Below are 23,684 nucleotides of genomic sequence, written 5' to 3'. Positions count from 1 at the left end.
ACAGGACGCCTTGCATGACTATCGAGATCAAGACGGCGACGGTCGAACCGATCCGGCAGACCTTCAGCCACATCCGCCGGCGCTTCGGCGACAAGCCTGCCAGCCGCTACCAGGAGGCCAGCTTCGACATCGAGGCGGCCACCAACTTCCACTACCGTCCGCTGTGGCAGCCGGACAAGCTGCTCAACGACCCCACCCGCACTGCCGTGCGCATGGCCGACTGGTACGCCGTCAGCGATCCGCGCCAGTACTACTACGGCGCCTACGTCCAGGCCCGCGCGCGGATGCAGGAGAACGCCGAGCACGACTTCGCCTTCTGCGAGAAGCGCGACCTGCTGGCCGGCCTGCCCGCGGAAATCCGTGCGCTGATCGCCCAGCTTCTGCTGCCGCTGCGCCACGCCGAGCTGGGCGCGAACATGAACAACAGCGGCATCGCCGCCGACGGCTTCGGCACCAGCCTGACCCAGATGCACATGTTCCAGGCCATGGATCGCCTGGCCATCGCCCAGTACCTGTCGCGCATCGGCCTGATGCTGGAGGACGACGGCCTGGCGCTGCTCGCCGAGGCCAAGCAGCGCTGGATGGCCGAGCCGGCCTGGCAGGGCGTGCGCCGCTACGTGGAAGACAGCCTGGTGCTGCGCGACTGGTTCGAGCTGAGCCTGGCGCAGAACCTGGTCAGCGACGGCCTGCTCTATCCGCTGCTGTTCGAACGTTTCGACGCACAGCTCGTGGCGAAGGGGGCAGGGCAGGTGGGCATGCTCACCGAGTTCATGCGCCTGTGGTTCGCCGAAAGCCAGCGCTGGGTCGACGCCATGGTCAAGACGGTGGCCGGCGAAAGCGCCGAGAACCGCCAGCTGATCGAAGGCTGGGTCGCCCACTGGCGCGTCCGCGCCCTCGAAGCCCTGGCCCCGCTCGCCGACATCGGCCCCGGCCGCGAAGCCCTCGATGCCATCGACAGCGCCTTTGGCGCCCGCCTGAAGAAACTCGGCCTGACCGGAGCAGCAGCATGAATTCCCTCGTCTACATCGCCTTCCAGGACAACGACAGCGCCCGCTATATCGTCGAGGCCATCACCCAGGACAACCCCCACGCCGAGGTCCAGCACCAGCCCGCGATGATCCGCGTGCAGGCGGAGGGCCGCCTGGAGATCCATCGCGCCACGGTGGAGGAGAAGCTCGGCCGCGAGTGGGACGTGCAGGAAATGCTGATCGACGTGATCACCCTCGGCGGCAACGTCGAGGAGGACGAGGACTGCTTCGCCCTGCACTGGAACTGATCCGCACAACGACAAGAATCCGGAGATCGACCATGGCCGCCAAACGCCTGAACCAGAAAGACAAGTACCGCTGCCTGACCCGCGACCTCGGCTGGGAGCCGAGCTACCAGAGCAAGGAAGACATCTACCCCTACGAGCGCTTCGAAGGCATCAAGATCACCGACTGGGACAAGTGGGAGGACCCCTTCCGCCTGACCATGGATGCCTACTGGAAATACCAGGCCGAGAAGGAGAAGAAGCTCTACGCCATCTTCGATGCCTTCGCCCAGAACAACGGCCACCAGAACATTTCCGACGCCCGCTACGTCAACGCGCTGAAGCTGTTCCTCTGTGGCGTGACGCCGCTGGAGTACCAGGCCTACCAGGGCTTCGCGCGGGTCGGCCGGCACTTCGGCGGCGCCGGCGCGCGGGTCGCCTGCCAGATGCAGGCCATCGACGAACTGCGTCACGTGCAGACCCAGGTCCACGCGATGAGCCACTACAACAAGCACTTCAACGGCCTGCACGACTTCGCCCACATGCACGACCGCGTGTGGTTCCTCTCGGTGCCCAAGTCGTTCTTCGAGGACGCCCGCACCGCCGGCCCGTTCGAGTTCCTCACGGCCATCTCGTTCTCCTTCGAATACGTGCTGACCAACCTGCTGTTCGTGCCCTTCATGTCCGGCGCGGCCTACAACGGCGACATGGCCACCGTCACCTTCGGCTTCTCGGCGCAGTCCGACGAGGCGCGGCACATGACCCTCGGCCTGGAGGTGATCAAGTTCCTGCTGGAGCAGCACGAGGACAACGTGCCCATCGTCCAGCGCTGGATCGACAAGTGGTTCTGGCGCGGATACCGCCTGCTGACCCTGGTCGGGATGATGATGGACTACATGCTGCCGAACAAAGTGATGTCCTGGGCCGAGGCCTGGGAGGTCTACTTCGAGCAGGCCGGCGGCGCGCTGTTCAAGGACCTGGAGCGCTACGGCATCCGCCCGCCGAAGTACGTCGAGCAGACCGCCATTGGTAAAGAGCACATCAGCCACCAGGCCTGGTCGATCTTCTACCAGTACAGCCAGGCAACCAACTTCCATACCTGGATGCCCACCGACGAGGAACTGGACTGGCTCTCGGCGAAGTACCCGGACACCTTCGACAAGCATTACCGCCCGCGCTACGAGTACTGGCGCGAGCTGCAGGCGCGCGGCGAGCGCTTCTACAACCCGAGCCTGCCGATGCTCTGCCAGGTGTGCCAGATCCCGCTGTCGTTCACCGAGCCGGACGACGCCACGCGCCTGAGCCACCGCAGCGTGGTGCACGCCGGCGAGCGCTATCACTTCTGCTCCGACGGCTGCTGCGACATCTTCACCTTCGAGGCGGAGAAGTACGTGCAGGCCTGGCTGCCGGTGCACCAGATCCTGCAGGGCAACTGCGGCGGCGGCGACGTCGAGTCGGTGGTGCGCGACTACTACAACATCGCCCCCGGCGAAGACAACTTCGAATACCAGGGCTCCCCCGAGCACCAGCGCTGGCAGGAACTGCATCGCGCCGAGCGCAAGGCCGGCTGAGCCAGAGCGGGCGCATTCCCCGCGTGCAATGCGCCCATCGTCCCCCCGACAAGAACAAGGAACACCGCCATGTCCGTGACCGCCATCGGTACCTACACCGCCGAACCCCTGGATCGCCAGGCCAACTTCCACGGCGCCCAGCTGGTCTACCTGTGCTGGGAAAACCACCTGCTGTTCTGCGCGCCCTTCACCTTCCCGCTGGACCCGGCGCTGCGCTTCGCCGACTTCATCGAACAGGTCGCCAGGCCGGCCATTGCCCTGCATCCGGATGCCCGCCAGGTGGACTTCGCCACCGCCCAGTGGCGCCTCGACGACCAGCCGTTCAATCCCGACCCGGCGCGCAGCCTGGTGGACAACGGCATCGGCCACAAGAGCCTGCTGCATCTGCACACCCCCGGCCTCGAAGGCCTGGGCGGCAGCCGTAACTGAGGAGCGCCGCCATGAGCTACCAAGTCACCATCGAACCCATCGGCGAGCAGATCGAGGTGGAAGAGGGCCAGACCATTCTCCAGGCCGCGCTGCGCCAGGGCGTCTGGCTGCCGTTCGCCTGCGGCCACGGCACCTGCGCCACCTGCAAGTGCCAGGTGCTGGAGGGCGAGGTGGACGTCGGCGCGGCATCCTCCTTCGCGCTGATGGACATGGAGCGCGACGAGGGCAAGGTGCTGGCCTGCTGCGCCATCCCGCAGAGCGACATGGTCATCGAGGCCGACATCGACGTCGACCCGGACTTCGCCGGCCATCCGGTGCAGGACTACCGCGCCGTGGTCACCCGCCTGGTCGACCTGTCGCCGACCATCAAGGGCGTGCACCTGAAGCTCGACCGGCCCATGGCTTTCCAGGCCGGCCAGTACATCAACCTGCAGTTGCCCGGCATCGAGGGCACCCGCGCCTTCTCCCTGGCCAACCCGCCGAGCCGCGCCGACGAGGTGGAACTGCACGTGCGTCTGGTGGAGGGCGGTGCGGCCACCGGTTTCATCCATGACCAGTTGCAGGTGGGGGACGAGGTCGAGCTGTCCGGCCCCTACGGGCAGTTCTTCGTGCGCGGCTCGCAGGCCGGCGACCTGATCTTCATCGCCGGCGGCTCCGGGCTGTCCAGCCCGCAGTCGATGATCCTCGACCTGCTGGCCCAGGGCGACACGCGCCGCATCACGCTGTTCCAGGGCGCGCGCACCCGCGCCGAGCTGTACAACCGCGAGCTGTTCGAGGAACTGGCGGCGACGCACGAGAACTTCGACTACGTGCCGGCCCTCAGCCAGGCCGCCGAGGACGGTGGCTGGAGCGGCTTCCGCGGCTACGTGCACGACGCGGCGAAGAAACACTTCGACGGCCGCTTCTCCGGGCACAAGGCGTACCTGTGCGGCCCGCCACCGATGATCGACGCCGCCATCACCAGCCTGATGCAGGGCCGCCTGTTCGAGCGCGACATCTTCATGGAGCGCTTCCTCACCGCCGCCGACGGCGTCGGCGAGGGCCAGCGATCGGCCCTGTTCAAGCGCATCTGAAATCACGCATTCCCGGCACCTCGCCAGCGCGCGGGGCGCCGGAGTGCGCCCGACCGATAACAAGAACAAAGGTTGACCCCATGAACCACACCCTTGCGAACCTGCTCCGTTTCACCGCCTGCGTCCTGCTGTTCGGCTTCGCCAACCTGTCCCGCGCCACCGAAGGCGGCGGCACCTCCTATCCGCTCGGCGCGGAGAACTACATGTCCGGCGCCATGCCGCCGCCGGGCTTCTACGGCCAGCTGTTCGTCAACCACTACGAGGCCGACAACCTGCGCGGCAACGATGGCGACAAGCTGCCGGTGGACTTCCGCGTGCGCGCCAACGCCATAGTCCCGCGGCTGATCTGGGTGAGCGACTACACATTGTTCGGCGGCAGCTTCGCCCTGCACGCCATCGTTCCGCTGGTCGACCTGAAGGTGAAGCTCAACGGCCAGTCGCAGAGCAAGCAGGGCCTGGGCGACGTAATCTTCGGCCCGGCGCTGGGCTTCCACCACAGCGACAAGTTCCACAGCATCCTGGCCTTCGACATGATCGCGCCCACCGGCCGCTACGACAGCGACGACCTGGCCAACACCGGGCGCAACTACTGGGTGTTCGAGCCGGTGTACGCGATGACCTACGTCGACCCCGACGGCCTCAACCTCGACGCCAAGCTGATGTACGACTTCAATCGCCGGAACCCGGACACCGACTACCGCTCCGGCCAGGAATTCCACGTCGACTACGCCGCCGGCTGGGGCTTCGGCAATGGCTGGGTGGCAGGGGTGGGCGGCTACTACTACCGGCAGACCACCGATGACCGCCAGGACGGCGAGACCGTCGAGGACAACAAGGGGCGCAGCTTCGCCATCGGCCCGTCGATCAAGTACAGCGGGGAGGGCGGCTGGTTCCTCACCGCCAAGTGGTCGCAGGAGATGGGCGTGCGCAACCGCGCGCAGGGGGATGCCTACTGGATCAAGCTGACGGTGCCTTTCTGAGCGAAGGGGCGGGGTTCGCTGGCGGCAGCAGGATCGACGCCGCCTAGTCCAGCAACCCCTTACTCCTGGCGATGGCGACGGCTTCCGTGCGGCCGCGGGCGCCCAGTTTGTTGTTGATCTTGCGCAGATGGGATTTCACCGTGAGTTCGGACAGGAACATCTTCTCGGCGATTTCCCGGTTGCGGTAACCGAGTTCGAGCAGCCGCAGGACCTGCAGCTCGCGGGGGGTGATGACTGCCGGCGAATCGGCTTCCACGTCCTCGCAGGACACGGGGCGAGGAGCCATGTGCTGCTTCAGCGTGGCGAGGAAGCCGGGTTCGATGCCGAGGGCGTCCTCCTTGCCGTGCAGGGTCACCGACCAGCGTTCGAGAAGGGCGGCGAGCCTGGCGCCTTCGTCGAGGAAGGTGCGCAGGAAGCCGACATGGCTGGCGAAGCGCAGCGCCTGGGTGAGTTCCTCCAGCGCCTCGGCGTGCTGGCCGGCCCCGTCCAGGGCCATGGCCAGCAGCAGGCGCAGCTTCAGGGTCCGGCGCAGGCGCTGACGCTGGCGGGCGTCGTCGATGGCGCTGCGCAGTTGCGCCACGCCCTGGAAGTCGCCCTGGGCGATGCGCAGGCGTTGCCGCGCCATGAACGGGGTATCCACGTCGTTGCTGTAGAACAGCACGTCGGGGTTTTCCCAGTCGGCGACCTGCTCGGCCGAGCGCAGGGCATGGGATGCCGTTTCGAAGCGGTTCTCGAGAGTCGCCACGCGGGCGCGTTCCAGCCAGGCCGAACAGAGGATGCGCAGGGAGCCGGCCTGGTGGCCGAGCTGTTCCAGCTGGCCCAGGTGGCGCATCCAGGCGTCGCGGTCGCCGCGCAGGTGGGCCATGCGCGCGAGCAGTACGTGGCAGGTGATCAGCGCGTCGGGCGAGCTCATCTCCTTCGCGTGGGGCAGGATGTGCGCCAGGCGCTCCTCGGCCTCGGTCAGTTCGTCCGCCTCGTACAGGGCGAGCCCGAGGCAGGTCTGCAGCGACGGCGATCCCGCCGGCGTGCTACCCACGCCCTCGGCGCGGTTGCGCTGCTCGGCGGCGCGCAGGCGGGTCAGTGCGCTGTCCAGCTGGCCCTGGATCAGGTCGAGGATGGATTCGACGCCATCCGCGCCACTGCGCAGGTAGCTGGACTGCCTCGGCAGCCTGGCGAGCATCCGGCGCGCCTCGTCGTGGCGGCCGGTGCAGACCAGACAGAACGACAGGTAGTACGAAACCAGCACGTACTCCGCCTCGTCCTCGGTGCGGGACAACCGCTCCAGTTGCACCATGCCGGCCTGGCAGGCCGCCTCCATCTGGTCGGTGAACGCCAGCAGCTGGACGCGCAGGGTTGCCGCCTGCGCGGCCAGGGCCGGCCGGCTGATCAGTCGCTGCACGTCGTCGTAGCGGCGCGCGTGCATCAGCGTCCAGGCGTAGGCCAGGCCAAGCGCGGAAGTTTCCTCCAGGGTCCGCTCCGGCAGCTGCTCCAGCCAGTTCAGCAGCAGCCGGGCGTTGCCGCCGAGCATCCAGCGCTTGGCGTGCAGCGCCAGTTGCCGGGCCGCCTCGTCGGTTTCGCCGGCGGCGAGGAGTTGTTCGATAGCGGCCTCCGGGCGGTCCTCCGCCAGGTACCAGCGCGCCGCCTTCACCCGCAGCTCGCGCGCGAGGCCGGGCTGTTCCCGTTCCAGGACGCCACGCAGGAAGCCGGCGAACAGGTTGTGATAGCGGAACCAGCGGTGTTCGGAGTCCAGCGGGATCAGGAACAGGTTGGCCTGCTCCAGCTGGTCCAGCATGGCCTGGCTGCCGCCGCGCCCGGTGAGGGCATCGCAGAGCGGCGCGCTCAACTGGTCGAGGACGCTGGTCTGCAGCAGGAAGCTGCGGGTGTCTTCGGTTTGCCGGTTCAGCAGGTCTTCGGCGAGAAATTCGGCCAGGTCCAGGTTGGAGCCGGAGAACGAGTTGACGAAGGCCGAGCGGTCGTCGTGCCAGCGCAGCGACAGCGTGGCGAGATAGAGCCCGGTGACCCAGCCTTCGGTGCTGCGGGCCAGGGTGTCGATGTCGCTGTCGCTGAGTTCGAGCCGGCATTGGTCGAGGATGTAGCTGCGGGTTTCCTCCCGGCTGAAGCGCAGGGCGTCGGGGGTGATCTCGAACAGCCGGCCCCGGGCGCGCAGCCTGCCGAGATCGAGCCCGGGCATCGTTCGCGTGGCGATGGCGAGGGTGCCGTGGGCGGGGAGGGCGTCCAGCAGGTGCTGGATGAATTCGAGCACCGCTGGATTCTGGATGATCTCGAACTCGTCCAGCAGGATGGCGAACGGCCGGTCCCAGCCTGCGATCCGCTCCAGCAGCGGCGGCGCCGAACCGCTGTCGAGGGGCTGGTCGAAGAAGGGCTGCAGGCCTTTCTCCAGGACCCTGATGAAGCGGTTGAGGTCGTTGTCCGTGGCGTCCAGGTTGCACCACAGCGACTGGCGGCCCTCGGCGACGCAATGCGCGTGGAATTGCTGGAGCAGGGTGGTCTTGCCGAATCCGGCCGCGGCGCGGATCAGCAGCAGCCGTGGCGCCGCCCGGCCGATCTGTTCGAGCAACCCTTCGCGGCGGATATGGTTTTCGCCTGTCGCCGGCACCGTGAACTTGGCGGCCGGAATGCTGGATGCCACCGGATCGACCGGTACTCCGCCCAGTTCGGATGCGTAAGGGAGCAGCGGGGTGATGTCACGGCTTCGGGTCACACGAACTCTCCAGCGAAAGGGTAATCCGCTTCCATTATTGCCGGCTCCGCGCCGCCGAAAACAGAGCCATGTTGCGTCGCGCCGTGCATCGCCGCCCTGTACGGGGCGTTCCTCCCCCTGTTGCGCCTTTCGAACCAGGGTGGCGATCCTCCCTCCTTCCTACCTTTGGCGGTCGCCACCTCGGTGACCCCTTCCTAGTATCGGGCGAAATGGCTGGAAGCCCCCGTGTCCGGCCAATCGACAAGACCACTGGTGTGGCGCCGCAAGGGCGGCTCTCCTTGAACTGGGAAACAGACATGACAGTGAACGAAAAGAACGACACCTCACTCATCCGCGCGATCCTGGACAAGCAGCGCGCCGCCTATCTCGCCGGCGAGGCCTGGACCGCCGAACAGCGCATCGAACTGATCGATCGCGCCATCGGCATGCTGGTCGACCATCAGGACGCCATCGTCGAGGCGCTGACCGCCGATTTCGGTCACCGCAGCAGGGATCTCTCCCGCCTGTACGACGTGCTCAGCCCGATCGCCTCGCTGAAGTACGCCAAGGCCAATCTCGCCGGGTGGATGCAGCCCGATGCCCGCGCCAGCAATCGTGGCGAAGCCTGGGTGCAGTACCAGTCCAAGGGCGTGGTGGGCATCGTCACCGCCTGGAACTTCCCGGCGGTGATGATCTTCGGCGGCCTGGCCGACGCCCTGGCGGCGGGCAACCGGGTGATGATCAAGGTTTCCGAGTTCAACCCGAGAACCTCCGAGCTCTTCGCGCGCCTGTTCGCCGAGACCTATGCCGAAGACGAAGTGGCGGTGGTCAGCGGTGGCCCGGACATCGGCCAGGCCTTCTGCAGCCTGCCGTTCGACCACCTGCTGTTCACCGGCGCCACCAGCATCGGCAGGCACGTGCTGCGCGCCGCCGCGGAGAACCTGGTGCCGGTCACCCTGGAACTGGGCGGCAAGTCGCCGACCATCATCTCCCGCAGCGCCGACCTGAAGACGGCGGTGACCAGGATCATGACCGCCAAGCTGAGCAATGCCGGCCAGATCTGCCTCGCCCCGGACTACGTCTTCATTCCGGAGGAGCTGCAGGATGAGTTCGTCGCCGCCGCCAAGGCGGTGGTCGCGCAGATGTACCCGACCCTGAAGGACAACCCGGACTACACCTCGGTGATCAACGCCCGTCACTTCGAGCGTCTGCACGGCTATCTGAACGAGGCCCGCGAGGCCGGCGTCGAGCTGATCGAGCTGAATCCGGCCAGCGAGGACTTCAGCGACCAGCCGCACCACAAGATCGCCCCGACCCTGCTGCGCAACCCCGGCGACGAGCTGAAGGTGATGCAGGACGAGCTGTTCGGCCCGCTGCTGCCGTTCAAGCCGTACAAGAACTTCGCCGAGGTGATCGGCTACATCAACGCGCACCCGCGTCCGCTCGGCCTGTACTGGTTCGGCAGCGACGCCGCGGAGGAGGCGCTGGTGCTGCGCCGCACCTGTTCCGGCGGCGTGTGCATCAACGATGCGCTGAAGCATGGCGGCGTCGATACCCTGCCGTTCGGCGGCGTCGGTGCCAGCGGCATGGGTTGCTACCACGGTTTCGACGGTTTCAAGACCTTCAGCCACGCCAAGCCCATCCTGCGCGCCGCCGACGGCCCGGACCTGATGCGCCCGCCGTTCACCGAGCAGGTGCGGCAGATCGTCGGCTCGCTGATCCAGCGCTGATGCCTCACCCGTGCGGCGATTCTGCCCGCCGCACCTCCAATCCTGTTGCAACTGCGAGATAACAACATGAAAGCAGCCGTATTCCACCAGCCTGGTACTCCGCTGAGCATCGAAGATGTCGCCATCAGCAAGCCGGGGCCGCACGAGGTCCTGGTGCGCACCGTCGCGGTGGGCATGTGCCACTCCGACCTGCACTTCGTCGATGGCCTCTATCCGTGGCCGGCCGGCCCGGTGGTGCTGGGCCACGAGGCCGCCGGCGTGGTCGAGGCGGTCGGTTCCCTGGTGCGCACCGTGAAGCCGGGCGACCACGTGGTGACCTGCCTGTCCGCCTTCTGCGGCCACTGCGAGCATTGCGTCACCGGTCACCTGTCGCTGTGCGTTTCCCCGGAAACCAAGCGCGGTCCGGAAGAGGAGCCGCGCCTGACCTACGTGCAGAAGCCGATGCAGCAGTTCGTCAACCTGTCGGCCTATGCCGAGCAGATGCTGGTGCACGAGAACGCGCTGGTGGCGATCCGCAAGGACATGCCGCTGGATCGCGCGGCGTTGCTGGGCTGCGCCGTCACCACCGGCACCGGCGCGGTGTTCAACACCGCCAAGGTGCGCCCGGGTGACACGGTGGCAGTCCTCGGCTGCGGCGGCATCGGCCTGGCCGCGATCAACGGCGCGGCGCTGGCCGGCGCGTCGCGCGTCATCGCCATCGACATGCTCGATTCCAAGCTGGAACTGGCGAAGCAGTTCGGCGCCACCGATGTGGTCAATGCGAAGAATGGCGATGCCGTGCAGCAGGTCATCGAGCTGACCCGTGGCGGCGTGCAGCACTCCTTCGAGTGCATCGGTCTCAAGCAGACCGCCGAGCAGGCCTTCGCCATGCTGGCGCGCGGCGGCACCGCCACCGTGATCGGCATGATCAAGCCCGGCCTGAAGCTGGACATCGATCCGCTGCTGCTGCTCCACGAGCGCAGGATCCAGGGTTCGTTCATGGGCTCCAACCGCTTCCCGGTGGACCTGCCGAATCTGGTGAACTTCTACATGCAGGGACGCCTGAAGCTCGACGAGATGATTTCCCAGCACATCCGCCTGGAACAGATCAACGAAGGCTTCGACGAACTGCGCCGTGGCGAACTGGCGCGTTCGGTGATCGTCTTCGATCAGTGATCCGCACCTGAACCATCGCGTTCGTCGGCGCCACGCCGGCGAACGCTTCCGCGTCCTACCTCCTTCAACAACATACAAATACTGGAGTGCACGACATGACCCCCGTGGGGAAATGGTTGTCCGGCCTTGCGCTGGTGACTTCGATGCTGGGCGCCGCTTCTGGCGCCCTCGCTGCCGACAAGCCGAACATCCTGGTGATCTTTGGCGACGACGTCGGCTACTTCAACCTGAGTGCCTACAACCAGGGCATGATGGGCTACGAAACGCCGAACATCGACCGCATCGCCCGTGAGGGTGCGCTGTTCACCCACGCCTATGGCGAGCAGTCCTGCACCGCCGGCCGCGCGGCCTTCGCCCTCGGCGAACACCCGTTCCGCACCGGCCTGCTGACCGTCGGCCTGCCGGGCTCCGAGCACGGCATCCCGGACTGGGCGCCGACCATCGGCGACGTGATGAAGCAGCAGGGCTACACCACCGGCCAGTTCGGCAAGAACCACCTCGGCGACCGCGACAAGCACCTGCCGACCAAGCACGGTTTCGACGAGTTCTTCGGCAACCTCTACCACATGAATGCGGAAGAGGAGCCCGAGACCTACTACTACCCGAAGGACCCGGAATTCCGGAAGAAGTACGGCCCGCGCGGGGTGATCCACTCCTACGCCGACGGCCGCATCGAGGACACCGGCCCGCTGACCCGCAAGCGCATGGAAACCATCGATGATGAGCTGGTGCAGGCCACCGAGAACTTCATCGACAAGGCGCACAAGGCCGACAAGCCCTTCTTCGTCTGGTTCAACAGCACCCGCATGCACGTCTGGACCCATCTGAAGAAGGAGTCCGAAGGCCGCACCGGTATCGGCCTGTACCCGGACGGCATGGTCGAGCACGACGATCACGTCGGCAAGCTGCTGAAGAAGCTGGACGATCTGAAGATCGCCGACAACACCATCGTCATCTACACCACCGACAACGGCGCCGAGAAGTTCACCTGGCCGGATGGCGGCACCGCACCGTTCGCCGGCGAGAAGGGCACCTCCAACGAGGGCGGCCACCGCATCCCGCTGCTGGTGAAGTGGCCGGGCGTGCTCAAGCCGGGCAGCCACTACAACAACATGATCGCGCACAACGACTGGATGCCGACCCTGGCCGCCGCCGCCGGTGACAACACGCTCGTTGCCGACATGGCGAAAGGCGCCAAGCTCAATGGCAAGCAGTACAAGGTGCACCTGGACGGCTACAATTTCCTGCCGTTCTTCAAGGGCGAGGTGAAGGACAGCCCGCGCGAGGAGTACTACTACTTCAGCATGGGCGGCGACCTGGATGCGATCCGCTGGAAGGAATGGAAGGTGTCCTTCGCCCAGATGGATGGCGACTTCAGCACCAGCGCGCGCAAGGTCACCAACGTACCGGAGCTGACCAACCTGCTGGCCGACCCGTTCCAGACCGCCCGCAAGGAATCGCCGATGGCGCGCCGCTGGGCCGCCGACCAGGTCTGGCTGTTCGTGCCGATCCAGGCCAAGGTCAAGCAGTTCCTCTCGACCATCCCGCAGTACCCGTTCCAGGAAGGCGTGAGCTTCGGCGTGGGCAACATCAACTACCAGAGCCTGGCGGTGCGCAAGGCGATGATGCAGGTCCAGCAGATGTCCGCGAAGCAGGCGGGCAGGGCGGACTGACGCGGATCAGCCGGTGGCCCGCGCAACCGGGCGGGCCACCTTGCCTCTCACTCGATCCAGCCCCGGGCCCTGGCGGACGCCAGGGCCTCGGTGCGTCCGTTGACCTCCAGCTTGGCGTAGATCTTCTGCAGGTGCGATTTCACGGTGAACTCGGACAGGAAGATCTTCTCGGCGATGGCCTTGTTGCGGTAGCCATCGGCGAGCAGGCGCAGCACCTGGAATTCGCGCTCGGTCAACTGGTGCTGGGTGGTGGTCGCGGCCGAGGGTGATGCGGCGGGAGCGCCGCTGTTCACGCCGAGACGTCGCAACAGCTCGTCGACGAAGCCGGCCTCGATCCGCAGTTCCCTGCAGCGCGCCCGCTGCTGGGCCGTCCAGCGCTGCAGCAGGGCGGCCATGGGTTCGCCTTCCTCGACGATGCTCATCACGAATCCCTCATGGCTGGCCAGCTGCAGGGCCTGGGTGAGTTCTTCGAACGCCTCCTGCTCCTGCTCCTGCCCCTGGCCATCCAGCGCCAGGGCCAGCAACAGGCGCAGCTTGAGCGCCCGCCGCTGGTGCTGCCAGTGCAGGGCATGCTCGAGGGCCTGGCGCAGTGCCTTGGCCGCCGCGCGGAACTCGCCCTGGGCGATGCGCAGGCGCTGGCGGGCGATGCCGGGGGTGTCGCCGTCGGTGCCGAACTTGGTGAAGTTGGGGCGATCCCAGTCGGCGTCCAGCTCCGCGTTGCGCAGGGCCTGCGCGGCGTTGTCCAGTTGCCGGTCCAGTGTCGCGACCCGCAGCCGCTCGACCCAGGAGGCGCAACGAACGCGCTGGGAGCCGGACTGTTCGCCGAGCTGCTGCAGATCCACCAGATGGCGCAGCCAGCCCTGCCGGTCGCCGCGCAGGCAGGCGAGCCGGGCCGAAAGCACGTGGCTGGCGATCACCACATCCGGCGAGCTGACATGCTTGGCGAAGGGCAGGCTGCGCGCCAGCCGCTTTTCCGCCTCCTCCAGCTCGCCGCGCTCGTAGTGGACCAGGCCAAGCAGCACGTCGACGATCAGTGGCGCGCCATGGTGCCCGCCGAGGCGGTCGGGACGTGGCGTATCGCGCATGCCGGTCAGGCGGGTGAAGGCGCTATTCAGCCGTCCCTGGATCAGGTCGAGGACGGCCTGGATGGCGCCGAAGCCGTAGCCCATGAAACCGCCGCCGAGGCGTTTCTCGCGCTGCATCGCGCTGGGGATCAGCAGTTGCGCCTCCTCGTGGCGCCCGCTCGACATCAGCGCGGAGGCGACCGTGTGGGCGAGCGCCACGTAGAGATGGCAGTCCTTGTCCGGCATGCGTTCGAGCACTTCCAGGCCGAGACGGCAGCATTCGTCGACCTGGTCGGTCATGCCCAGGTACATGCACCTGATCGCCAGGGGAACGTAGGCATGCCCGGCGGACTGCCGCTCCAGGCGTTCGGCCACGCGCATGGCGTCCTGCTGGCGGCTGGACATGGCCAGCAGCCAGGCGTAGGTCAGGCCCAGGCTCGGATAGCCGTCCAGGGTCTGGCCGGGAATGCTGTCGAGCCAGCGCAGCAACAGCCGCGAGCGGGCGCTGTCGACCAGCGTGTCGAGGTGCTCGTCGATGCGCGCGGCGGCCTCGTCGAGCCGGCCGGCCTGGAACAGATGGTCGATCGCCGGGATCGGCTGCTGCGCTTGCAGGAACCACAGGGCCGCCACTTCGTGCAGCTGCTCGGACCGGCCCGGGTGCTGGCGCTTCAGCGCATCGCGCAGGAAGCTGGCGAATAGCGGGTGGTAGCGGAACCACTGCTGCTGGCTGCCGACCGGCGAGATGAACAGGTTCGCCCGCTCCAGTTGCCCGATCATCGCTTCGCTGTCGCTGCGGCCGGTGAGGGCGTCGCACAGCGAGGCGCAGAACTGGCCGGGGATGCTCGACTGCAGGAGGAAGTCGCGGCATTCGACGCTCTGGCGGGCGAGGATGTCCTCGGTGAGGTACTCGGCCAGTTCCAGGTTGGACCCGGAGAACGAGGCGATGAAGGCGGCATGGTCGTCGCGTCCGGACAGCGACAGGCTGGCCAGGTACAGGCCGGTGATCCAGCCTTCGGTGCAGCGGTACAGCGTGTGGATCTCGTTGTCGCGCAGGGGCAGCAGGCGCTTGTCATGGAGAAACGCCTGGGTTTCCTCGTAGGTGAAGCGCAGGTCGGCGGGCCTGATTTCCAGCAACTGGCCGCGGGCGCGGATGCGCCCCAGGCCGATGCCCGGCACCGAGCGCGAGGTCAGCGCCATCACGCAGCCGCTGGGCAGCGCGTCGAGCAGCTGCTGGACGAGGTCGAGCACATCCTGGTCGTGGATCACCTCGAACTCGTCGAACAGCAGTCCGAACGGCGTCTCGCAGGTCATGACCAGGTCCAGCAGGTCGTGGCTGTCCCGGGTGGGCTGGTCCGTCCCGAGCAGTTGGCGCAGGCCGTCGCCCAGCGCCGCGACGAAGCGCTGGAGATCGTTGTCGCCGGCGTCCAGGTTGATCCAGATGGTGGGCTTGCCCTGTTCCAGGCGGTGCTCGCGATACTGCTGGAGCAGCGTGGTCTTGCCGAAGCCGGCGGCGGCGCGGATGAGGATCAGCCTGGCCGTGGTGGCCCTGTCGATCTGTTCGATGAGCCGGACCCGGGCCAGATGGCCGGCGCCGGTGGCGGGCGCGGCGTACTTGATCGCCGGGGTCCGGCCGGCGCCCGTCTGCAGCCTTTGCGAGAGGGGAGCGCCAACTGTCGAGTGTGACTGGGGGGCAGGCATGAAGGTTACTCCTCGACTGGCGACGCCCCGGGCAGGGCCGGATGTCGCCTTCTTGTTTGGATCGATTCTGGCAGTGGCGGCAGCGGTCTGCCGTTCACCGGAAAGACCCCATGGTGTCGCGCGCTGGCGCAGACCGCCACTGGCGGCGGAGGAACGGAGCGCCGGGAGCGCGCCATGTGCGGCGTTCCGGGTTGCGCCCAGGGCCGCGATGCGGCGGGGAATCCGTGATGATCATCGCCGATTTTCCTGCTCGATGACGTGACTGGAGGCATTCCGGGCGCAGGCGCATCCGTAGTGTCCGACCGACGATACGACCCGCTATTACAGGTGTCGGCCCCCCGGGTCGGGGGGCGGATGGCCGACTCCATCGGTTATCTCCATCGCCACCCGACTTGGGTGGCTGAGCCGCGACGATCCGCCTTGTTACGGTGACTGCGACGGCAAGGTGGCCCCCTCCGGGCGAAAAACCGTGCCGCTCTTTTTCTGACAGGTCGCGGTGTCGCCGCGACGCAGCCTGGAGCGAACGATGAGCAACAAGGTACTGGTGGCCGGTGTCGGCATGATTCCCTTCAGCAAGCCGGGGGCGAGTCCGAGCTACATCGAGATGGGTTCGGACGCCGTGCGTCTGGCGCTGAAGGACGCCGGCCTGGACTACGACAAGGTGCAGATGGCCTTCGCCGGCTATGTCTACGGCGACACCACCTGCGGCCAGGCCGTGCTCTATCGCGTCGGCCGCACCGCGATCCCGGTGTTCAACGTCAACAACGCCTGCGCCAGCGGCTCCAGCGCCCTGTACCTGGCGCGCGCCGCGGTCGAGAGCGGCCAGGTCGAGTGCGCCCTGGCGGTCGGCTTCGAGCAGATGCAGCCGGGCGCGACCCGCTCCAACTTCCCGGATCGTCCGCTGCCGCGCGGCGACTACCTGCCGATCCAGGACGAGCTGTGCGCCGACGCCGGCGACATCCCGCGCAACCTGATCACCTTCGGCGGGGCGGGGCGCGAGCACATGCGCAAGTACGGCACCAGGATGGAAACCTTCGCCGCGATCCGCGCCAAGGCCAGCCGGCATGCCGCCAACAACCCGCTGGCGCTGTTCAGGAAGATCGTCAGCACCGAAGACGTGATGAATGACACCCTGATGTGGCCGGGCGTGATGACCCGCATGATGGCCTGCCCGCCGACCTGCGGCGCCGCCGCGGCGATCATCTGCAGCGAAGCCTTCGCCCGCCGCCACGGCCTGCGCACCGACGTGGCGATCCTCGCCCAGGCGATGACCACCGACCCGGTGGAATCCTTCGAGCCGAAGACCATGACCGGCTTCGTCGGCGCCTACATGGCCCAGCGCGCTTCCCGCGCCGTGTACGAGAAGGCCGCTGTCGGCCCGCAGGACGTGCGCGTGGTCGAGCTGCACGACTGCTTCGCCCACAACGAGCTGCTGACCTACGAATCCCTCGGCCTGTGCCCGGAAGGCGGTGCCGAGAAGTTCGTCCTCGACGGCGACAACACCTACGGCGGCCGCGTGGTCACCAACCCGTCCGGCGGCCTGCTGTGCAAGGGCCACCCGCTGGGCGCCACCGGCCTCGCGCAGTGCTACGAGCTGACCCACCAGCTGCGCGGCACTGCCGACAAGCGCCAGGTGGACGGCGTGAGCATCGCCCTGCAGCACAACCTCGGCCTGGGTGGCGCCTGCGTCGTCACCCTCTACGGCAAGAACTGATTTCGTCATCCCCGAACAACTGGAACTGCCCAGGAGAAAGACATGAGCAAGAAACTCGACGGTAAAGTCGCCATCGTCACCGGTTCCGGCCGCGGCATCGGCCGCGCCATCGCCCTGAAGTTCGCCAGCGAAGGCGCGAAGGTCGTCGTGAATGACCTCGACCAGGCTCCGGCCGACGAAGTGGTTGGGGAAATCCGCGCCCTCGGCGGCGAAGCCGTCGCCTGCGCCGGCAACGTGGTCGCTTCCGACTTCGGCGACCGTTGCGTGAAGACCGCGCTGGATGCCTTCGGCCGCCTCGACATCATCGTCAACAACGCCGGCTACACCTGGGACAACGTCATCCAGAAGATGTCGGAAGAGCAGTGGGACGCCATCGTCGACTGCCACCTGAAGGCGCCGTTCCTGCTGCTGAAGGCCGCCTACCCGTACATCCGCGAGGCCACCAAGGCCGAAGCCGAGCGCGGCGAAGTCGTCTACCGCAAGGTGGTCAACATCTCCTCCGTGGCCGGCACCGGTGGTGCCGCCGGCCAGGTCAACTACTCCGCCGCCAAGTCCGGGATCATGGGCCTGACCAAGTCCATGGCCAAGGAGTGGGGCCGCCTGAACGTCAACGTCAACTGCGTTGCCTTCGGCGCCATCGAGACCCGCCTGACCCAGGCCACCACCGAAGAGAAGACCGTGAGCGTCGAAGGCCGGGAGATCAAGGTCGGCGTGCACCCGGACCGCATCGCCGCGGCCCACCGCGACACTCCGCTGGGCCGCTTCGGCACCGCGGAAGAAGCTGCCGGCTCGGTATTCATGTTCTGCATTCCGGAAGCCAACTTCGTTTCCGGCCAGACCATCATCTGCGGCGGCGGCCGCGGCGGTTTCTGATCGATGTGCACCCTGGCGCATCGGCGTCGGGGTGATTTCAATCCGCGAGAGATACAGGAAAGAACAATGAAAAAGCTCGAAGGCAAAGTCGCCCTGGTAACCGGCTCCGGCCGCGGCATCGGCCGTGAGGTCGCCCTGCAACTGTCCGCCTATGGCGCGAAAGTCGTGGTCAACGACCTGGACGCCGCTCCCGCCGAGGAAGTGGTCGCGGAAATCCGCGCCGCCGGCGGCGAAGCCGTCGCCTGCGTGGGCAGCGTCACCGCTCCGGACTTCGCCGACCGCTTCGTCAAGACCGCGGTGGAAAGCTTCGGCGGCATCGACATCATCGTCAACAACGCCGGCTACACCTGGGACAACGTGATCCAGAAGATGTCCGACGAGCAGTGGTACGCCATCGTCGACTGCCACCTGACCGCGCCGTTCCGCATCCTGCGCGCCGCCCAGCCGTTCATCAGCGCCGCCGCCAAGAAAGAGGCCGCCGAAGGCCGGGAAGTGTTCCGCAAGATCGTCAACATCTCCTCCGGCGCCGCCAACGGCAACGTCGGCCAGACCAACTACTCCTCGGCCAAGGCCGGCATCATGGGCATGACCAAGACCCTGGCCAAGGAGTGGGGCCGCCTGAAGGTCAACGTCAACTGCATCGCCTTCGGCCACATCGAGACCCGCCTGACCGTGCCGTTCGCCGGCACCGAGAGCGCCACCGTCAACATCGAAGGCCGCGAGATCAAGGTCGGCATCAGCGAAGCGCTGGTCGAGCGCGCCAAGAGCGGCATCCCGCTGGGCCGTCCGGGCACCCCGGTCGAGGCCGCCGGTTCGGTGGTGCTGTTCTGCCTGCCGGAATCCGACTACTGCTCCGGCCAGGTCCTCTTCTGCGCCGGCGGTCCGCGCTGAGTGAGCCCCCTCCGGGTCGCCAGCCGGCGGCCCGGAGCCGTTGTCCAAGGAGTTTCCCCGTGAACCAGACCGAGTCGAATTCCGTTACCCGCCTGTTGCTGCACACCCGGCAGATCCGCTGCCAGGGTTATGCCCGCAGCGACGGTCTGTTCGACATCGAAGGCCGGCTGGAGGATCTCACCAACGAGCCGACCGACCTGCCGTTCCACCGCGTCCCCCACAGCGGACACATCCACGACATGCGCCTGCGCATGACCATCGACGCGGACATGCTGATCCAGGACATCGATGCGCTGACCGCGACGGGAGCCAGCCCGTTCTGTGGCGAGGCCGCGCCGGTGTATGCGCAGCTCAAGGGGCTGAAGATCGGTCCCGGCTTCCTGAAGAACGTCAAGGCGATCGTCGGCGGCGAGCGGGGCTGCACGCACATGACCGAGTTGCTGGAGCGCATGGCCAAGACCGCCATGCAGACCATGTTTTCCACCTACCGCGCCGAAGCCAGCCGTCGCGTGGCCAGCGGCGGGCAGCGAGCGCCGGCGGTGCGTCCCTGGGTGATCGGCACCTGCCATGCGTATCGCGAGGATGGCGACGCTGTCCGGATCATCTGGCCCCAGGGACTGCCCCCGCGCTGATCGCGCACCCTCCGAATCAACCTCTCGAGTGAATGAAATGAGCATCGAACTGTCCCCGGAACATCGCGAAATCCGCGACGCCATCCTGAAGATCTGCTCGCGCTTCGACGCCGACTACTGGCTGCACAAGGACAAGGTTGGCGGCTTCCCCGTCGAGTTCCACCAGGCCCTGGCGCAGGAAGGCTGGCTGGGCATCTGCATTCCTGAAGCCTACGGCGGCTCGGGCCTGGGCATCACCGAAGCGACGGTGATGATGCAGGCCATCGCCGAGTCCGGCGCCGGCATGAGCGGCGCCTCGGCGGTGCACATGAACATCTTCGGCCTCAATCCGGTGGTGGTGTTCGGCAGCGAGGAACAGAAGCACCGGATGCTGCCGCCGCTGATCGCCGGCAGGGACCGCACCTGCTTCATGGTCACCGAGCCGAATACCGGCCTCAACACCACCCAGCTCAAGACCCGTGCCGTGCGTGACGGCGACCACTACGTGCTGAGCGGCGTGAAGACCTTCATCTCCACCGCCAGCATCGCCGAGAAGATGCTGATCCTGGCGCGCACCACGCCGCTGGAAGAAGTGAAGAACAAGACCGAGGGACTGTCGCTGTTCTACACCGACTTCGACCGCAGCTGCATCGAGGTCCACGAGATCGACAAGATGGGCCGCAAGGCGATCGACACCAACCAGGTGTTCATCGACGGCCTGTGCGTGCCGGTGGCGGACCGCATCGGCGAGGAGGGCAAGGGCTTCAAGTACATCCTCCACGGGATGAACGCCGAGCGCATCCTGGTGGCCGGCGAGGCCGTCGGCCTGGGTCGCGCCGCGCTGGCCCGCGCCAGCCAGTACGCGCTGGAGCGCGAGGTGTTCAACCGTCCGATCGGCAAGAACCAGGCGATCCAGCACCCGCTGGCGAAGTGCTGGATGGAGCTGGAAGCGGCCAACCTGATGACCTTCCACGCCGCCGCCAGGTTCGACCGCAACGAGGAGTGCGGCGTCGAGGCGGGCGCGGCCAAGTACCTGGGCGCCGAGGCCGGCTTCAACGCCTGCGAGACCGCGGTGATGACCCACGGCGGCTACGGCTACGCCAAGGAGTACCACGTCGAGCGCTACATGCGCGAAGCGATGATCCCGCGTATCGCCCCGGTCAGCCGCGAGATGATCCTCTGCTTCATCGCCGAGAAGGTCCTCGGCATGCCGAAGTCCTACTGAGGAGGTGCGCATGGCGAACGACAACCTGCTGTCGCTGGACGTCGGCATCCACTGGGACGACCTGCCGCTGGGTACGCGCTTCCAGACGAAGAAGCGCACCGTGACCGAGACCGACCTGGTGAACTTCGTCAACCTGACCTGGCTGACCGAGGAACTGTTCGCCAACGCCGACCCGGCCGACCGCGCCAGCATGGGCATCCCGGGCCGGGTGGTGCCGGGCGGGCTGGTCTACACCTTCGCCGAAGGGCTGGTGGCGCCGTCGTTCCAGGCGTCCGGCATGGCCTTCCTGAACGCCGACCTGAACATGCAGGCGCCGACCTTCGTCGGCGACACCCTGCATGTGCAGTGCGAGGTGATCGAGAGCTGCGCCACCTCGAAGCCCGACCGCGGCCTGGTGCGCACGCGCAATGCGGTGGTCAACCAGCGCGGCGAGACGGTGCTGGTCTACACCCCGCTGCGCATGATGCGCCGGCGCGCCCAGCCCCAGGAGTGAAGGACAGGTGCAGGGCGGATGAGGCGGAACGCCTCATCCGCCCCGCCCACAACGGTCTCCGCTGAACTTGTAGGAGCAACTGCCTTGGTCTCTTCGCGCATTTTGTTCGCGAGCAAGCTCGCTCCTACAGGCCAACGCTGCACCCGTAGGAGCGAGCTTGCTCGCGAACCTGGTGTAGGAGCGGGCCATGCCCGCGACAGCCGTAGGGCGGGTGCAACCCGCCGATCGATTCGCGGCTAGGGGATCACCCTTGCGGGCCATCCCCGATCACGCCGCTATCGCGCCAGCGGGCAATCTCCGCATCCTCGAGCCACCCGGCCAGCGCCGCCTCGACACCCGCCAGAGTGGCCGCTTCCGGAGCCGTCGGCATCGCCTGCGGCGTACGGCTGAAACGCGGGGCCGGCGCCGGCTGCTTCACGCCATCGATCTCGATGAAGGTGCCGCGCGCCTTGAGATGCGGATGCTCCGGTGCCTCGCCGAAGGACAGCACCGGGGCGAAGCACACGTCGGTGCCTTCCAGCAGGGCGCACCATTCGGCGCGGTCGCGACGGCGGAATGCGGCGGCGAACAGCTCGCGCGCCTTCGGCCAGTTGCGCGGGTCGTTCTGCTCGCCGACCTCGGCCGGATCGATGTCCAGGTGCCTGAGCAACTGGGCGTGGAAGCGTCCCTCGATCGGACCGATGGAGATCAGCTGCTCGTCCCGGCAGGCGTAGACGTCGTAGAAGTAGGCGCCGGAATCCAGCACGTTGCTGCCGCGCTGCGGATTCCACTGACCGCTGGCGGCCAGGCCGTAGAAGAGGGTGGCCATCGAGGCGGCGCCATCGACGATGGCGGCGTCGACCACCTGGCCGAGCCCGGACTGGCGCGCCTCGAACATGGCCGCCAGCACGCCGATGGTCAGGTACAGCGCGCCGCCGCTCATGTCGCCGAGCAGCGCCAGCGGTGCCGCCGGCAGTTGTCCCTGGCGGCCGATGGCATTGAGCACGCCGGTCAGGGCGATGTAGTTGATGTCGTGCCCGGCGGCCTTGGCCAGCGGACCGGTCTGGCCCCAGCCGGTGATGCGGCCGTAGACCAGCCGCGGGTTGATTGCCAGGCACGGCTCCGGACCGAGGCCCAGGCGCTCGGTGACGCCGGGGCGGAAGCCCTCGATCAGGGCGTCGGCGTCCTTCACCAGTTCGAGCACCAGCTTCACCGCCTCCGGGTCCTTCAGGTCCAGGGCGATGGCCTTGCGGTTGCGCAGGGTCAGGTTGTACCTGAGCTCCTTCTTCACCCCCAGGTCCACCGCCTCGCGACGCTCGATGCGCAGCACGGTGGCGCCGAGGTCGGCAAGCATCATCGCAGCCATCGGGCCGGGGCCGATGCCTGCCAGTTCGATCACTTTCATTCCAGCCAATGGGCCCATGTTCGACTCATCCGATTCAATGGAAACAGCTTTTCCGGCACGCGCGGGAAGCCCCCGGCAGACCGGCCATGAGATAATCTGAAACCCGCCGCCGGCCCCGTCCAATACCGGATTCGGATCGGCCGATACCTATTCCTTCAGCAGCGCGCGCCATGGAACTTCGTCAGCTCAAGCAGTTGCTCACTCTCTCCGAAACCCTGAATTTCCGCCGTGCCGCGGAGCAGCTGCATATCGCCCAGCCGCCGCTGTCGACCTCGATCAAGAAGCTCGAGGACGAACTTGGCGTGCTGCTCTTCGAACGCCTGCCGTCGGGGCTGAAGATCACCCCGGCGGGCGAGGTGGTGCTGCATTACGCGAGGCGCACGCTGTTCTATGCCGACGAGATCCGCCGCGCCGCGCGGGAGGGCGATTCCGGCGAGCAGGGGCAGCTGCGGGTGGGGTTCGTCGGCTCGGCGGCCTACGGGCTGCTGCCACGCATCGTGCACAGCTACCGCAAGCGCTATCCGCTGGTCGACCTGCGGCTGGAGGAGTCCACCACCATCGAGCTGCTGCGCCGCCTCGACGAGCATTCCCTGGACATCGCGCTGGTGCGTTTCCCGGTGCTGGAGTCCTCCACGGCCAGCGTCACCCTGCTGCAGCGCGAGCGGATGATGCTCGCCGTTCCGCGTGAGTCGCCGCTGGCGGCGCGCAGCGCAGTCGCCCTCGAAGAGCTGGCTGGCGAGCCCTTCATCGTCTATTCGCGCAGCCACGCCCCGGCCATGCATGCGCTGGTCCTGTCCGCCTTCCAGTTGGCCGGCATCCAGCCGCGCATCGTGCAGGAAGCGGTGCAGGTGCAGACCATGCTGGGGCTGGTGGAGGGCGGCCTCGGCCTGGCGCTGGTGCCGGAATCGGTGGAGAAATACGCCGGCCAGGGCGTGCGCCTGGTTCCCCTGGCGGGCGTCTCCGATTCCCTGCTGGTGGGAACGGCGCTGGCGGTGCTGCCTGACGCGGTGACGGCGACGGCACGGCATTTCATCGAGCATGTGCATCTGGCCGTCGAGCCGCGCCAGGTTCCAGCAGCGCGCGGAAATACTTTATAGGTTTCGGTTGATACATAAGCGGTATCGGCTTGCCCTGATACAGGCCGTAAACTGGCTGCCAGCAGAGATC

General features: G+C 67.2%; 19 protein-coding genes. 16 read left to right on the top strand and 3 right to left on the bottom strand.

The annotated features are described in order from the left end of the window. Window positions 1-14 precede the first annotated feature (14 nt). The 6 genes from BLR75_RS07925 (at window position 15) to BLR75_RS07900 (ending at window position 5,305) form a co-directional block, all read left to right on the top strand. A complete protein-coding gene (locus BLR75_RS07925; RefSeq protein ID WP_084314400.1) occupies window positions 15-1,010 on the top strand; it encodes an aromatic/alkene monooxygenase hydroxylase subunit beta in 996 nt (331 codons plus the stop codon). Continuing rightward, window positions 1,007-1,276, top strand: a complete 270-nt coding sequence (locus tag BLR75_RS07920; RefSeq protein WP_084314399.1) for an MmoB/DmpM family protein — start codon at window positions 1,007-1,009, stop codon at window positions 1,274-1,276. Before BLR75_RS07925 ends, BLR75_RS07920 begins: the two co-directional genes overlap by 4 nt. A gap of 32 nt (window positions 1,277-1,308) precedes the next feature. Next, window positions 1,309-2,823 carry an aromatic/alkene/methane monooxygenase hydroxylase/oxygenase subunit alpha gene (locus BLR75_RS07915; protein ID WP_084314398.1) on the top strand — a complete coding sequence of 505 codons (1,515 nt, stop codon included), beginning with the start codon at window positions 1,309-1,311 and terminating at the stop codon, window positions 2,821-2,823. Between the two features lie 69 nt (window positions 2,824-2,892). Further along, entirely contained in the window at window positions 2,893-3,252 is a 360-nt protein-coding gene (locus tag BLR75_RS07910; protein WP_084314397.1) for a phenol hydroxylase subunit P4, read from the top strand. Window positions 3,253-3,263: 11 nt separating this feature from the next. Next, window positions 3,264-4,325: an NADH:ubiquinone reductase (Na(+)-transporting) subunit F gene (locus tag BLR75_RS07905; RefSeq protein ID WP_084314396.1), complete on the top strand. Its 1,062-nt coding sequence runs from the start codon at window positions 3,264-3,266 to the stop codon at window positions 4,323-4,325. A gap of 80 nt (window positions 4,326-4,405) precedes the next feature. Further along, window positions 4,406-5,305 (top strand): SphA family protein, encoded by a 900-nt coding sequence (locus tag BLR75_RS07900; protein ID WP_084314395.1) that lies wholly within the window; start codon window positions 4,406-4,408, stop codon window positions 5,303-5,305. A 43-nt stretch (window positions 5,306-5,348) separates the two neighbouring features. On the opposite strand, the gene BLR75_RS07895 is transcribed toward BLR75_RS07900, so the two are convergent. Further along, window positions 5,349-8,027 (bottom strand): winged helix-turn-helix domain-containing protein, encoded by a 2,679-nt coding sequence (locus BLR75_RS07895; RefSeq protein ID WP_245726114.1) that lies wholly within the window; start codon window positions 8,025-8,027, stop codon window positions 5,349-5,351. A gap of 296 nt (window positions 8,028-8,323) precedes the next feature. Here BLR75_RS07895 and BLR75_RS07890 point away from each other — a divergent pair, with 296 nt between their 5' ends. The 3 genes from BLR75_RS07890 (at window position 8,324) to BLR75_RS07880 (ending at window position 12,564) form a co-directional block, all read left to right on the top strand. Beyond that, a complete protein-coding gene (locus BLR75_RS07890; RefSeq protein ID WP_084314394.1) occupies window positions 8,324-9,736 on the top strand; it encodes a coniferyl aldehyde dehydrogenase in 1,413 nt (470 codons plus the stop codon). A 66-nt stretch (window positions 9,737-9,802) separates the two neighbouring features. Then, a complete protein-coding gene (locus tag BLR75_RS07885; RefSeq protein ID WP_084314393.1) occupies window positions 9,803-10,891 on the top strand; it encodes a Zn-dependent alcohol dehydrogenase in 1,089 nt (362 codons plus the stop codon). A gap of 95 nt (window positions 10,892-10,986) precedes the next feature. After that, the gene (locus tag BLR75_RS07880) at window positions 10,987-12,564 is read left to right on the top strand and encodes an arylsulfatase (protein WP_090416029.1); all 1,578 of its coding nucleotides are present in this window, start codon (window positions 10,987-10,989) and stop codon (window positions 12,562-12,564) included. Between the two features lie 47 nt (window positions 12,565-12,611). On the opposite strand, the gene BLR75_RS07875 is transcribed toward BLR75_RS07880, so the two are convergent. Beyond that, window positions 12,612-15,326, bottom strand: a complete 2,715-nt coding sequence (locus BLR75_RS07875) for a winged helix-turn-helix domain-containing protein (protein ID WP_084314391.1) — start codon at window positions 15,324-15,326, stop codon at window positions 12,612-12,614. A gap of 526 nt (window positions 15,327-15,852) precedes the next feature. Here BLR75_RS07875 and BLR75_RS07870 point away from each other — a divergent pair. The 6 genes from BLR75_RS07870 to BLR75_RS07845 all read left to right on the top strand — a co-directional run bounded on the left by BLR75_RS07870 (window position 15,853) and on the right by BLR75_RS07845 (window position 21,133). Next, window positions 15,853-17,040 (top strand): lipid-transfer protein, encoded by a 1,188-nt coding sequence (locus BLR75_RS07870; RefSeq protein WP_084314390.1) that lies wholly within the window; start codon window positions 15,853-15,855, stop codon window positions 17,038-17,040. Window positions 17,041-17,082: 42 nt separating this feature from the next. Continuing rightward, on the top strand, window positions 17,083-17,913 hold the full coding sequence (locus BLR75_RS07865) for an SDR family NAD(P)-dependent oxidoreductase (RefSeq protein ID WP_084314389.1): 831 nt from the start codon (window positions 17,083-17,085) through the stop codon (window positions 17,911-17,913). 66 nt (window positions 17,914-17,979) lie between these two features. Further along, entirely contained in the window at window positions 17,980-18,804 is an 825-nt protein-coding gene (locus BLR75_RS07860) for an SDR family NAD(P)-dependent oxidoreductase (RefSeq protein WP_084314388.1), read from the top strand. Window positions 18,805-18,863: 59 nt separating this feature from the next. Then, window positions 18,864-19,436: a DUF2889 domain-containing protein gene (locus BLR75_RS07855; RefSeq protein ID WP_084314387.1), complete on the top strand. Its 573-nt coding sequence runs from the start codon at window positions 18,864-18,866 to the stop codon at window positions 19,434-19,436. 37 nt (window positions 19,437-19,473) lie between these two features. Further along, window positions 19,474-20,640, top strand: coding sequence for an acyl-CoA dehydrogenase family protein (locus tag BLR75_RS07850; RefSeq protein ID WP_084314386.1), 1,167 nt, complete (start codon window positions 19,474-19,476; stop codon window positions 20,638-20,640). A 10-nt stretch (window positions 20,641-20,650) separates the two neighbouring features. Further along, window positions 20,651-21,133: a hotdog family protein gene (locus BLR75_RS07845; RefSeq protein ID WP_084314385.1), complete on the top strand. Its 483-nt coding sequence runs from the start codon at window positions 20,651-20,653 to the stop codon at window positions 21,131-21,133. A gap of 244 nt (window positions 21,134-21,377) precedes the next feature. Here BLR75_RS07845 and BLR75_RS07840 read toward each other — a convergent pair whose 3' ends face one another. Beyond that, entirely contained in the window at window positions 21,378-22,535 is a 1,158-nt protein-coding gene (locus BLR75_RS07840) for a CaiB/BaiF CoA transferase family protein (protein WP_084314384.1), read from the bottom strand. 152 nt (window positions 22,536-22,687) lie between these two features. Here BLR75_RS07840 and BLR75_RS07835 point away from each other — a divergent pair, with 152 nt between their 5' ends. Then, window positions 22,688-23,614: a LysR family transcriptional regulator gene (locus tag BLR75_RS07835; protein WP_084314383.1), complete on the top strand. Its 927-nt coding sequence runs from the start codon at window positions 22,688-22,690 to the stop codon at window positions 23,612-23,614. Window positions 23,615-23,684: the final 70 nt, after the last annotated feature.

It is taken from the genome of Pseudomonas jinjuensis, from assembly GCF_900103845.1.
GTDB lineage: Bacteria > Pseudomonadota > Gammaproteobacteria > Pseudomonadales > Pseudomonadaceae > Pseudomonas > Pseudomonas jinjuensis.
The sequence above is the reverse complement of the archived record's forward strand: the minus strand, read 5'-3'. Positions and strand labels throughout refer to the sequence as shown.

Coding starts and splice junctions, on each gene's coding strand:
- BLR75_RS07915 (WP_084314398.1), top strand. CDS start 1,309: ATGGCCGCCAAACGCCTGAACCAGAAAGACAAGTACCGCTGCCTGACC.
- BLR75_RS07870 (WP_084314390.1), top strand. CDS start 15,853: ATGAGCAACAAGGTACTGGTGGCCGGTGTCGGCATGATTCCCTTCAGC.
- BLR75_RS07905 (WP_084314396.1), top strand. CDS start 3,264: ATGAGCTACCAAGTCACCATCGAACCCATCGGCGAGCAGATCGAGGTG.
- BLR75_RS07860 (WP_084314388.1), top strand. CDS start 17,980: ATGAAAAAGCTCGAAGGCAAAGTCGCCCTGGTAACCGGCTCCGGCCGC.
- BLR75_RS07865 (WP_084314389.1), top strand. CDS start 17,083: ATGAGCAAGAAACTCGACGGTAAAGTCGCCATCGTCACCGGTTCCGGC.
- BLR75_RS07835 (WP_084314383.1), top strand. CDS start 22,688: ATGGAACTTCGTCAGCTCAAGCAGTTGCTCACTCTCTCCGAAACCCTG.
- BLR75_RS07920 (WP_084314399.1), top strand. CDS start 1,007: ATGAATTCCCTCGTCTACATCGCCTTCCAGGACAACGACAGCGCCCGC.
- BLR75_RS07845 (WP_084314385.1), top strand. CDS start 20,651: ATGGCGAACGACAACCTGCTGTCGCTGGACGTCGGCATCCACTGGGAC.
- BLR75_RS07850 (WP_084314386.1), top strand. CDS start 19,474: ATGAGCATCGAACTGTCCCCGGAACATCGCGAAATCCGCGACGCCATC.
- BLR75_RS07910 (WP_084314397.1), top strand. CDS start 2,893: ATGTCCGTGACCGCCATCGGTACCTACACCGCCGAACCCCTGGATCGC.
- BLR75_RS07890 (WP_084314394.1), top strand. CDS start 8,324: ATGACAGTGAACGAAAAGAACGACACCTCACTCATCCGCGCGATCCTG.
- BLR75_RS07880 (WP_090416029.1), top strand. CDS start 10,987: ATGACCCCCGTGGGGAAATGGTTGTCCGGCCTTGCGCTGGTGACTTCG.
- BLR75_RS07840 (WP_084314384.1), bottom strand. CDS start 22,535: ATGGGCCCATTGGCTGGAATGAAAGTGATCGAACTGGCAGGCATCGGC.
- BLR75_RS07925 (WP_084314400.1), top strand. CDS start 15: ATGACTATCGAGATCAAGACGGCGACGGTCGAACCGATCCGGCAGACC.
- BLR75_RS07875 (WP_084314391.1), bottom strand. CDS start 15,326: ATGCCTGCCCCCCAGTCACACTCGACAGTTGGCGCTCCCCTCTCGCAA.
- BLR75_RS07900 (WP_084314395.1), top strand. CDS start 4,406: ATGAACCACACCCTTGCGAACCTGCTCCGTTTCACCGCCTGCGTCCTG.
- BLR75_RS07885 (WP_084314393.1), top strand. CDS start 9,803: ATGAAAGCAGCCGTATTCCACCAGCCTGGTACTCCGCTGAGCATCGAA.